The organism is Parvibaculum sp. (assembly GCF_035511255.1).
Classification (GTDB): domain Bacteria; phylum Pseudomonadota; class Alphaproteobacteria; order Parvibaculales; family Parvibaculaceae; genus Parvibaculum.
The window spans coordinates 1-10,129 of record NZ_DATKFR010000303.1 but is presented as its reverse complement, the minus strand read 5'-3'; the positions used below and the strand labels follow the sequence as shown (position 1 = coordinate 10,129).

Below are 10,129 nucleotides of genomic sequence, written 5' to 3'. Positions count from 1 at the left end.
CTCGACCCGCGCGCCCAGAAGGTCTCGCCCGCCTGATCGTCGCGAATACCGATCCCCAGGCCCCAGGCGAAGGGCGGATCGAGCCTGACACGCTCGGCGGTCATGCGCCGGAGCAGCGGCGTTCCGATTTCCCGGCCCTCGAGCAACTCGATCATGAACCGCGCCATGTCCTCCGCGTCGGTATGGAAGACACGCGCGGCATTGGGTGTCTCGTCCTCCAGCAGCGGAAAACGCGGCACGCCAAGCGGCCACTCGAAGAAGATGAGGCTCACGACGAAAGCCGTCAGAAAAGAAAAGGCCAGGGCCACGCCTTCCGAGCGGCTGTTTCCCCGCGCGATGACGCCGTCGCGCGAACGCACGATGCCGACGACGTAGAAGAGATAGAAGATGAAGCCGGCGACGAGCCCGATCGCCAGCGCATAGCCGACCGAGACGGCGATGATGAAGGCGGCGCTCGCAAAGCCAAGCCCGTACCAGACGGCCGAGACGGCGAAGACGACGCCGACCGCCGCCGGCCAGACCAGATCGGAAGTCTCGAGCCGGCTCCGCTGCATCGTGAAGCGCATGATGAGCCAGACGATCACAAGGGTGACGAGGAAGGTCGCGGCAAAGGGAATATAGAAAACGGCGACCGCGAAACTCAGGGGCACATAGCCCCGCGCCATATTGCCGACGCCCGCCGTTCCGTAGCCCGAGGATTTCATGCCGAGCGGCGCGAAGACGCGGCTCTCCATCTCCGCCTCGAAGGGCTTCTTCCCGATCGTCGCCATGACGTGCTGGAGATAAAGGAAGCCGACGCCGGAATGGGAGAAGTGATCGCCCGGCGTAAAGCTCGACCGGCGAGAGGGATGCGCGACATTGTCGGGAAGGCCCGACGTATGCGTGAGCACCTGCCGGAGCGTGACGCGCCCGTCATCCGATTTGCGCGACAGCCAGGGTGCGGGAAGGTCGCGCGACAGCGGCGCATCGAGAAAGAGAAGCTTGTCGCGCGCCATCGTAAGCGCGCCGTAGGCGGCGACCGTTTCGCCGAGTTCGCCCGCCTCGAAGAGAGTCTGCGGCATGACGGGTTCGCCCGTCTTGCGGTCGGCCTTGCCGAAGGTCGCGGCATAGGCGATCCCTCCATCCGCCACCACCGCGACGCTGACGCCGGCGACGTCGAGCGCCTTCATCCGTTCGGGAATGAAGATGCCGAGGGCGCGCACCATTTCCTCATGCGGCCAGGCGAGCATCCCGCCCGCCGCCCGCGGGTCGTCCGCGGCGCGCGCGAAGGGCGGCGGCGCCAAAAACACGGCGGCGACGATGACAGCGAGAAGGAGAATGAAGTGTTGTTTCATATCGGCGCGTCGAGAGGAATGCGTGGCACCTGCCGCCGGAGCCCCAGCGCCTCGATGCGCCGCAGGATGTCGGCCTCGAGCGGTCCCTTCGCTTCGGCGGCGACGATGTCGCCGAGTTCGTGCCTGTTCTTGACGCCGAGAACGACCGTGTCGACGCCCTCCATCGCCAGCGCATAGCGATGAGCGACGACCGCGGGATCCTCGCCGATCTCCTTGCAGAGCGCGCGGAAGGGCGCCGCTTTCGCATAGTCATTCGCCTCCGGATGATCGGAAGGAAGCGGCCGGTCGATTGCCTCCGTCAGCGCGCCGGCCTGAACGGCGCGGATGCCCATGACGCCGACATCGTTGTTCTTCGCGGTCCGGATGATATTGCGCGGCTCGGCCGGCTCCTCGTAGCGCCGCATCCCTCCGGCCGAATCCATGAGGTTCGCGATCGCCTGTGTGACCGCGGGCTTGGGCTCGCCGCGCAGCGCCTCCATGATCGCGCGCGGCAGTCCCGTGCCGGTGATCCCCCAGGCGCCGATCAGTCCGCGTGCCTTCAGTTTCTCGAAAGTCGGCACGATGCGGTCGACGAAGATCGACCAGGGCACGGCGCCATAGGTCTGGTAGTCGAGATCCTGCTCATAGACATAATCGTTGGGGTGGATATTCGAATGCAGGAAATAGATGTCCGCCTGCTCGCGTTTCAGCGTCGCAAGGCTCCTGAGCAACGATTTTTCAAGACGCTCCTCGAGCCCGTCGAAATGCCGCGAGCCGATCATGCATTTGGTGGTGACGCGCATCTGCGACGGCCAGACGCCGTCGAAAGCCGCGCCAACCGCGGCCTCCGCCTCGCCACGCCCGTAAAGCGGCGCGAGATCGAGAAGCGTGATGCCGGCCTCGACCGCCGCATGAACGGTCGCGACCGCTTCCGCGCGGTCGGTCTTGCCCCAGCCCTGGCCGAGGCCGCCGCCGCCCAGTGTCAGCGCGCTGACCGGCCACAACTCTCCAAGCCTGCGCGTTTCCATATCGTTGCTCCTCAGAAATCCCCGATCAAAAGTCGGCCGGCAGCGCGATGCCGTTTTGCCGGCAGGCGGCAATGACCGTGTTGCGCATCAGACAGGCAACCGTCATCAGCCCGACGCCGCCCGGCACCGGCGTGATCGCGCCGGCGACCTTCGCCGCCTCGTCGAAGGCGACGTCGCCGACGAGCCGCGTCTTGCCCTCGCCTTTTTCCGGCGCCGGCACACGATTGATGCCGACATCGATGACGATGGCGCCGGGCTTCACCCAGTCGCCCTTGACCATGTTGGGCCGCCCGACCGCCGCAACCAGAATGTCGGCCTGACGCGCCAGCCCCGCGAGGTCGCGCGAGCGGCTATGCGCAATGGTGACGGTGCAGTTCTCCCTGAGCAGCAACTGCGCGACCGGTTTGCCGACGAGGTTCGAGCGCCCGATGATGACGGCATGCTTGCCCGCGAGTTCGCCGCCCGCGGCGATCTTCGCCATGATGAGGCAGCCTTCCGGCGTCGCCGGCACCATGGCGGGCAAGCCGCTCGCGAGCCGCCCGGCATTGAGCGGGTGAAGCCCGTCGGCATCCTTTGCCGGGTCGATCGCGTCGATCACCGCCTGCTGGCTGATCTGGTCGGGCACCGGAAACTGCACGAGGAAACCATGAACGGCGGGATCGGCATTGAGCTCGCGAACCTTGGCGAGAACGTCGGCTTCGCTGGTCTCGGCGGGCAGTTTGAACTCGTAGGAATTCATGCCCGCCTCGCGCGTCGCGATCCCCTTGTTGCGGACATAGACCTCGCTGGCCGGATCGTTGCCGACCAGCACGACGGCGAGACCGGGCGTCAATCCGTGCTCCGCCTTCAGACGCGCGACTTCGGCCGCGACGCGGGCCTTGAGCGCGGTCGAGATGGTCTTGCCGTCGATGATATTGTTGGTCGGGGAACTTGCGGACATGGGGGCACCTCAATGTGAGACGGGAGTGCCCAGGCGAGCGGCGGTTCTCATTCTGCGCTTCCCGGTGGTCATGCCCACCTCGCCTCGCCAGTCACGCAGAACGAGGCGCATCATAAGCACGGCCCCGACAAGGCGCAATCGCCGCAAGCGCCTTACGGTGCAATCTCGCCGAACCAGGCTTCGAGGCGCTCATGGAGCCCCTCGCCGCGCAGAACCACCGTCTTGACCCGGCCTGTCTCCCCGGCGGCGATTTCGAGCGCGCTCGGCGGCAGGCCCCACGCCTTGGCGAGCAGTTTGACGACGGCGGCGTTCGCCTTGCCCTTCTCGGGCACGTCCTTGACCCGGAGCTTCAGGAAACTTCGCCCGTCGGCGTCGGCGCCGAGACCGTCGATCCGCGTCGCGCCGCCCTTGGGCGTCACCCGTACCGTCACGGCGACGCCGCCGTCCGCAAGCCTGCGAAGCGGCAGGGCGGTCATGACAGCCTCAAAAGCTCGCTGCGTAGGAGCCGTAGATTTCCCAGATCAGGTTCTGGACGAAATAGAGCAGGAGCAGCAGCACCACCGGCGAAATATCGATGCCGCCGAGATCGGGCAGGATGCGCCGGATCGGCCGCAGGGCGGGCTCCGTCAGCCGGTAGAGAATGTCGACCACCGTATAGACGAAACGGTTCTGCGTGTTGATGACGTTGAAGGCGATGAGCCAGCTCAACACGGCGCTGATGATGATGACCCAGATGTAGAGCTGGATAGCCTGGGTGATCAGGATGAGAAGGGATTGCATGGGCCTCTGCTTTGCGAGCCTTTTTGGACCGGACCTCGGGCTGCCCGCCGGACGAACGGACGTCCGCGAGCCGGCGGGTCGCCCCAGATGTAAAGGGCGGGACCTCAAGGTTCAAGCAGGGCCTCGACCGGGCGTTCAGGCCGACGGCGAGCCTTCTCTTGACACCCGCCGCGCCTCCCCCTAAAGAACCGGCTCAATTCCGGGGCCGTAGCTCAGTTGGGAGAGCGCCTCGTTCGCAATGAGGAGGTCAGCGGTTCGATCCCGCTCGGCTCCACCATTCCCGGAAAACGCGCCTCCGAAGGCTCCACAAAGCCCATTGACGGGCCTTCGAAGGGCCCTTCCGGCGCCGCCAGGCGCGTCTCGGCGATGCGAGCGGCTTCCTCCGCCCCTGCGGTCGTCCCGGTCCAGGTGACGCGCCAGATGACATTGGCCACATCGTCCGAGACGAGCAGCGCCCCGTCATCCGTCTGGGTGAGCCAGACGGGCCGCCCCCAGACCCCTGGGACGCCGCCGGTCCCCGTCTCGAAACCCGACATGAAAATCTCATAGCCCGTTTCCGGCTTTCCATCGTGGAAGCGCACCCGGGCTATGCCGTGAACCGGCGCTCCGCCATGCCAGGTGCCGTGAAGCGCCACCAGCGCATCGCCCTGATAATCCGGGGGGAAGGCCGCGCCCTTGCAGAAGATGAGCCCCAGCGGCATCGAGCGGGGCGGGAAGAGGAGATCGGGCGTTTGCGTCGCCCGGACGAGATCCGGCCTGAGATCGCCGAACTGCGGATCGGGGTGGGTGCCGAGATAGGCGTAGGGAAATCCGTAAAAGGCGCCGGGCTTCACCCGCGTCAGGTAATCGGGAACGAGCCCAGGCCCGAGTCCTTCGCGCTCGTTGACGACGGCGTAGAGATCGTCCGTATCAGGATTGAAAGCCATGCCGACCGGATTGCGCAAGCCCGTGGCGAGGCTCGTCTGCATCTGTCCGTCGATACGGAACTGCTGGATGGTGGCCCGCGGGCTCGGATCCTCGCCGACATTGGTCTGGCTGCCGACGGCGACGAAGAAATGCTTGCCGTCGGGCGCGAAGACGATCTCGCGCGTGACATGACCGCCGCCGTCGCCCAGCGCGCCGGGACGCGTCACCATGATGCGCGGCTCCGCCGCGAGCGTCGATGCGTCGAAACCGAGACGCCAGACGGCGCGCCTGTCGACGACGTAGAGCGCGCCGTCTTCGACGGCAATTCCGGTCGGCTCGCGAAACCCCTCGGCGAAGACGGTCGCCGTTTCGGCAATGCCGTCGCCGTCCGCGTCGCGCAGCGCGAGAATGTCGCCTTCATGCGTTTGCGAGACGAAGACCAGGCCGCCCGGACCCGCCGCCATTTCGCGCGGCCGTTCCACTGCCGCAAAGACGTCGATGCGAAAGCCTTGCGGCACAGCAGGCAAGGCATTCAACGGGCGTGCCGTGTTTTCCAGCTGGGATTCCGGAGAGGCCGGGCCCTCGCCGCCCGATGCATAGGGCGGCGGAAGATCGGAGAGACGAAGCTCGAAATGGCGCCCGACCTCGCCCGGGCCTGCCGCATCCGCCGGCAAGTCGAGCGTGATTGCCGCCGCCGCGAGCGTCGCGATGAAAACGAGGTGCCGACGGACGACAGGATGGGGCGATGGAAACGCGGAATGCATGGTCATGGCAGAACCGGCGATGACGATAGCGCCGCCCGCCCCGTCACGCAATCGGACCGGGCCGCGCAATTCCGACGCGCCACTCACACCGGCGCGGCTTCGCCCAGCCAATGATCGATGAAGCGGGAAAGCCAGGCCTTCAGCGCCGCGTCGTGCTGGAAGCGACCCGCGCGATGATGCGCCTCCGCCTGCGCGCCGGGCCTGCAAAGATGGCCCTCCGACTTCAGAAGCCAGGCATTCATCATCAGCGAGGTGAGTTCAGGATGAAACTGGATGCCATAGGCGGACTTGCCATAACGCATCGCCTGCACCGGGAAATCATTTCCCTCCGCGAGCTGTACCGCGCCGCAAGGAAGATCGAAGCCTTCCTGATGCCACTGATAGACATATTGCGGATCGTCGAAGAGGCCGGCGCCGTGCTCGGTCGGCCGGATCGGGAAATAGCCGACCTCGCAGCGCTTGTCCTCGCGGCCATAGACGCGCGCGCCGAGATGTTTCGCCATCATCTGCGCGCCGAGGCAGATGCCGAGATAGGGCTTCTCCGCCTTGAGCGGTTTCGAGATCCAGTCGGTTTCCGCGCGGATGAAAGGCAGATTGTCGTTGGCGCTCATCGGCCCGCCGAAAATGACCGCCGCCGAATGCTCGTCCATCGTTTCGGGCAAGGGATCGCCGAGCGAGGGCCGGCGGATGTCGAGGTCGCACCCGCGGGCGCGAAGCTCCTGCGCCACCCGGCCGGGGTTCGAACGCTCCTGATGGAGAACGATGAGAACGCGATGGGTCATGATGCCTGACCATTCTTGGCCGTGTGAGCGCGCGGTTTCAAGGCGGCGCCAAGGCAAAATTATGTCCCGCACTCTCTTAACGGAGCTGCGGGACATTTTGGTCACAGGCGAAAGAGAGTCGGTTCCTACATCGCGCTGATGCCGCCATCGAGCTTCAGCTCGGCGCCGGTCATGAATTTCGACTCGTCCGAGGCGAGATAGAGGACCGCATAGGCGATGTCGTCGGGCTCCCCGATGATGCCGAGCGGCACCTGCTTGGCGAGTTTCCTCAGCAATTCCTCCTTGGGCATGCCGCGCGTCATACCATCCAGGATCGGGGTGTCGATGAAAGTCGGATGGATCGAGTTCGAGCGGATGCGGTAGCCGCGCTTGGCGCAATGAAGCGCCACCGATTTGGACAGAAGCCAGACCCCCGCCTTGGCGGCGTTGTAGGCGGCCATGTTGTGGCCGGCGATCAATCCGGCGATCGACGAGGTGTTGATGATCGAGCCCGGCGCATGGGGGACCATGTAGGGGATCGCATATTTGCAGCCGAGAAAGACCGAATCGACATCGACCGCCTGCACCCGCTTGAAGGTCTCGAAATCGGTGTCCTCGACCGTCGTACCGCCGCCGATGCCGGCATTGTTGAAGAGGACGTTGAGGCCGCCCATCGCCTTGTCGGCCTCGGCGAGCGCCGCCTTCCAGTCATCCTCGCGCGTGACGTCGAGCGCGACGGAAAAGCCCTTGCCCGGATAGAGCGCGTTGATCTCGTCGGCGACGGCGGCGGCGCCCTTCGCATTGATGTCGGCGACGGTGACCTTCGCGCCCTCCTTCGCCAGCATCAGCGCCGACGCCTTGCCCAACCCTTGCGCACCGCCAGTGATGAAGGCCATCTTGCCTTCGACGCGCCCCCTGCGTTCCGCCATATCTCGTTCCGCCATCTTACTCTCCCGTGAAGTTTGGTTTGCGTTTCTCGAGGAAGGCGCTGACCGCCTCCTGCTGATCCTTCGACGTCGCGGCGAGCGCGAACTGGTCGCGGTCCATATAGGTGACGGCCGCGTTGAGCGCCTTCGCCGCCATGTCGATCGACTGTTTCGACATGCGCACCGCGACCGGCGGCAGCGCGGCGAATTTCCGCGCGAGCCTCAGCGCCGCATCGAGCGCCTCTCCGTCTTCCGCGATGTCATCGGCGAGACCCCAGTCGAGTGCCTGCGGCGCAGGGAGTTTTTCGCCCAGAATGGTGAAGAGCTTCGCCCGCGACGGGCCCATGAGATTGACGAGACGCGGATTGGAATGCCAGCTCATGTTCATGCCGAGCGGAATCTCCGGCAGGCGGAAATAGGCGCTCTTCGCCGCCACGCGAATGTCGCAGGCCGCCGCCAGCGCCGTGCCGCCGCCGATGCAGAAGCCTTCCACCGCGCAGATGGTGATCTGTTCCAGCCGCTCCCAGGCGCCGCACATGTCGGGCCCGATCTTCAGCGCATGACGCCGCGCGAGAAGCCCCTTGTCGCGGCGCGACGCCATTTCCGGGTCGGCGAGATCGGCGCCGGCGGAGAAGCCGCGCTTCGTTCCGGTAAGGACGATCGCAATCGTCTCGAGGTCGTCCTCGAAACCGCGCGCCACCGCCGTCAGCTCGCGCATCGCCGCCGCCGACATGGCGTTGAGATTGTCCTCGCGATCGAAATGCACGATCGCGACCTTCCCCTCGCGTTCGATCCGCGTGAAATCGCCCATCATCGCTCTCCGTCTTAAAGCATGGCCGTGTTGGTGGGAACGCCGAGGAAGAGCCGCCCCGTCAGCTCGAACGTCGCCTCGCTCACCATCATATGCTGTGTCGCGACATGAACGTCGCGGAAATGCCGCTGCAATGCCGATCCGCGATAGACGGAGGAACCGCCGCCGAGCATGTACATCAGATCGACGGCCCGCGCCGCCGCCCTGACCGCATGGGTCGTCGCGAGCCTTATGTCGCGGCGATGTTCGACCGTGATCGCGCCGTCGCGCGACGCGGCGTCCCAGGCGGCGTCGATGGTTTCCTTGAGCCAGGCGCGCGCCGAGCGGACCAGTGCCTCTGCTTCCGAGACGTCGATCTGCGCCTTCGCCCGCGCCGCCAGCGGCTTTGCGGAGCCCTGCGGCGTCTTTCCACCGGCGAGCCCGACGAGTTCGTCGATGGCGCCGCGCGCCAGCCCGAGCGCGACGCCGGCGATGCCGATGCCGAGAAGGCCGAAAGTCGGGAAACAATAGAGGGGCCGCGCCAGCGGCCGATCTCCGAGAAGGCTGACGGCGCGCGAGGCCGGCACGAAAACGTCACTCACCTCGAAATCCGTGCTGCCGGTGCCGCAAAGGCCGGAGACGTCCCAGGTGTCGTGCAGCGTCACCTGCTCCGCCGGGAAAATCATCATGCGGTTCTGGGGAAGGCCCTGGGGCGCCATTTCAGGCTTGCCATCCGGTCCGAGGATCAGCGTCCCGCCCATGATCCAGCGCGCATTGCGCGAACCCGAGCCCCATTGCCAGCGCCCGCTGACACGGTAGCCCGAGACGCCCTTCTCCTCGGCATGCATGGCCGTTCCGCGCGGCGCGAAAACGCCGGCCGCGATGGTCATGGGATCGCCGAAGATTGCGTGCGCCTCGTCGGGCGCAAGGAAGGCCGCCACCATGCCCGACGTCGATCCTATGAAGACGCACCAGGCAGCCGAGCCGTCGATGCGCGCCAGACGCTCCACCGCCTCGACCAGCACCATCGGATGCGCCTCGTGCCCGCCATGGGCGGCCGGGATGCAGAGCCGGTGCAGTCCGAGCCGGGCCGAGAGGTCGGCAAGGTCCTGCGGCAGAAAGCGGTTGCGCTCGATCTCCTCCGAACGGCCTGCAAGCGCCGCCGCATAGGTGTCCGCCGCCGCCAGCGGATCGGGCAATGCCGCTTGCATGTCGATCGCCATGATCAGCGCCCGGTGAAGCGCGGTGCGCGCTTTTCGAGGAAGGCATGCACGGCCTCGCGATGATCGTTTGTCGCGAAGGTCTGCATTTCATAGGCGATCGAGGCGTCGAGGATCGAATGGGCAAGCTGCTTCAGGCCGATATTGACGGCGACCTTCGAATATTTGATCGCCTTTGTCGCACCGCCTGCGAGCCGCGCGACAAAGGCATCGACGCGCGCATCGAGTTCGGCATCGGGCACGACATGGTTGATGAGACCGATGCGCTCGGCTTCAGCCGCCGGCACCGGATCGCCGGTCATCAGATATTCCTTTGCCCGCGCGTAGCCCACAAGCTGCGGCCAGATGATCGCGCCGCCATCGCCCGCGACAATGCCGGCGCGCACATGCGGATCGGCGAAGCGCGCATTGTCGCTGGCGAAGATCACGTCGCACATCAGCGCGAGCGTCGCGCCGAGACCGACCGCCGGTCCGCGCACCCTGGCGACGATCGGCTTTTCGAGGTCGAGCAGCGAGAAGACGATGCGTTTGGCCTCGGCCGCGTCGGGACCTTTCTCGCCGGTCTCGAAGGAGCGCTTCATCCAGTTGAGATCGCCGCCGGCACAGAAGGCCTTGCCCTCGCCGGTCAGCACGACGACATCGGACAGGGGATCGGTCGCGGCATCGAGGAAAACCTGCGACAGCTCGCGATGCATATCCCC

At 66.0% G+C, this 10,129-nt stretch carries 10 protein-coding genes, 1 tRNA gene, 1 pseudogene and 1 riboswitch; of the genes and pseudogenes, 1 reads left to right on the top strand and 11 read right to left on the bottom strand.

Annotated features, from left to right (window positions below):
- The 5 genes from VMR03_RS12035 to VMR03_RS12015 all read right to left on the bottom strand — a co-directional run.
- The coding region (locus tag VMR03_RS12035; protein WP_325405518.1) for a serine hydrolase domain-containing protein at positions 1-1,334 on the bottom strand (1,334 nt) is incomplete at its 3' end.
- A complete protein-coding gene (locus VMR03_RS12030; RefSeq protein ID WP_325405516.1) occupies positions 1,331-2,341 on the bottom strand; it encodes an aldo/keto reductase in 1,011 nt (336 codons plus the stop codon). The genes VMR03_RS12035 and VMR03_RS12030, both read right to left, overlap by 4 nt.
- 25 nt (positions 2,342-2,366) lie before the next feature.
- A complete protein-coding gene (locus VMR03_RS12025) occupies positions 2,367-3,281 on the bottom strand; it encodes a bifunctional methylenetetrahydrofolate dehydrogenase/methenyltetrahydrofolate cyclohydrolase (RefSeq protein ID WP_325405514.1) in 915 nt (304 codons plus the stop codon).
- A gap of 20 nt (positions 3,282-3,301) precedes the next feature.
- Positions 3,302-3,386: riboswitch (ZMP/ZTP riboswitch) on the bottom strand.
- Between the two features lie 47 nt (positions 3,387-3,433).
- Positions 3,434-3,757, bottom strand: a complete 324-nt coding sequence (locus VMR03_RS12020; protein ID WP_325405512.1) for a DUF167 family protein — start codon at positions 3,755-3,757, stop codon at positions 3,434-3,436.
- A gap of 7 nt (positions 3,758-3,764) precedes the next feature.
- Positions 3,765-4,061, bottom strand: a complete 297-nt coding sequence (locus VMR03_RS12015; protein WP_325405510.1) for a YggT family protein — start codon at positions 4,059-4,061, stop codon at positions 3,765-3,767.
- Positions 4,062-4,262: 201 nt separating this feature from the next.
- On the opposite strand from VMR03_RS12015, the gene VMR03_RS12010 reads away from it, so the two are divergent.
- Positions 4,263-4,338: transfer RNA gene (locus tag VMR03_RS12010), tRNA-Ala, on the top strand.
- 412 nt (positions 4,339-4,750) lie between these two features.
- Here VMR03_RS12010 and VMR03_RS19000 read toward each other — a convergent pair.
- From VMR03_RS19000 to VMR03_RS11980, 6 genes and pseudogenes are all read right to left on the bottom strand, one after another.
- A pseudogene (locus VMR03_RS19000) lies at positions 4,751-5,431 on the bottom strand (PQQ-dependent sugar dehydrogenase); the annotation flags it as partial.
- Positions 5,432-5,814: 383 nt separating this feature from the next.
- Entirely contained in the window at positions 5,815-6,513 is a 699-nt protein-coding gene (locus tag VMR03_RS12000) for a glutamine amidotransferase (protein WP_325405506.1), read from the bottom strand.
- Positions 6,514-6,638: 125 nt separating this feature from the next.
- The gene (locus tag VMR03_RS11995) at positions 6,639-7,436 is read right to left on the bottom strand and encodes an SDR family oxidoreductase (protein ID WP_325405504.1); all 798 of its coding nucleotides are present in this window, start codon (positions 7,434-7,436) and stop codon (positions 6,639-6,641) included.
- Position 7,437: 1 nt separating this feature from the next.
- Entirely contained in the window at positions 7,438-8,232 is a 795-nt protein-coding gene (locus VMR03_RS11990; protein WP_325405502.1) for an enoyl-CoA hydratase/isomerase family protein, read from the bottom strand.
- An 11-nt stretch (positions 8,233-8,243) separates the two neighbouring features.
- Positions 8,244-9,431 carry an acyl-CoA dehydrogenase family protein gene (locus VMR03_RS11985; protein ID WP_325405500.1) on the bottom strand — a complete coding sequence of 396 codons (1,188 nt, stop codon included), beginning with the start codon at positions 9,429-9,431 and terminating at the stop codon, positions 8,244-8,246.
- 2 nt (positions 9,432-9,433) lie between these two features.
- Positions 9,434-10,129, bottom strand: a 696-nt coding sequence (locus VMR03_RS11980) for an enoyl-CoA hydratase/isomerase family protein (RefSeq protein ID WP_325405498.1), incomplete at its 5' end; no start/stop codon positions are given.